This is a genomic window from Parvularcula marina, from assembly GCF_003399445.1.
Taxonomy (GTDB): Bacteria; Pseudomonadota; Alphaproteobacteria; order Caulobacterales; family Parvularculaceae; genus Parvularcula; species Parvularcula marina.
In genome coordinates, this window is record NZ_QUQO01000022.1 from 1 (window position 1) to 547 (window position 547).

Sequence of the window (547 nt, forward strand, 5' to 3'; positions counted from 1 at the left end):
GAAAAGGCGTGCTGCTCGGCGGCGTCCCCGGCGTGCGCCCCGCCAAAGTCGTCGTGCTGGGTGCCGGTGTAGCGGGCACCAACGCCGCCGCAATGGCGCTGGGCCTCGGCGCCGACGTGAGCATTCTGGACATCAACATCAACCGGTTGCGCGAGCTCGACGCGATCTACCAAGGCCGCTTGAAGACCATCGCTTCGAATGCCCTGGAAATCGAAAAGTCGCTGCTCGACGCAGATCTGGTCATCGGATCGGTATTGATTCCCGGCGCCAAGGCACCGAAGTTGGTCACCAATGCACTGGTCGCCCGGATGAAGCCGGGCTCGGTGCTCGTGGACATCGCGGTGGACCAGGGCGGCTGCTTCGAAGACAGCCACCCGACCACGCACGAGAACCCGACCTTCATGGTGCACAATTCGCTGTTCTACTGCGTCGCCAATATGCCGGGCGCGGTGCCCAACACGTCGACCTACGCCCTGACCAACGTCACGCTGCGCTACGCGACCGCGCTGGCCAACCTCGGCGCCAAAGCGGCATTGGAAAGCATCCC

General features: G+C 64.4%; 1 protein-coding gene. It reads left to right on the forward strand.

The window, feature by feature from the left end; translation table 11 throughout:
• A partial coding sequence (locus DX908_RS16935) for an alanine dehydrogenase (RefSeq protein ID WP_500048837.1) occupies window positions 1–547 on the forward strand: 547 nt, incomplete at both ends.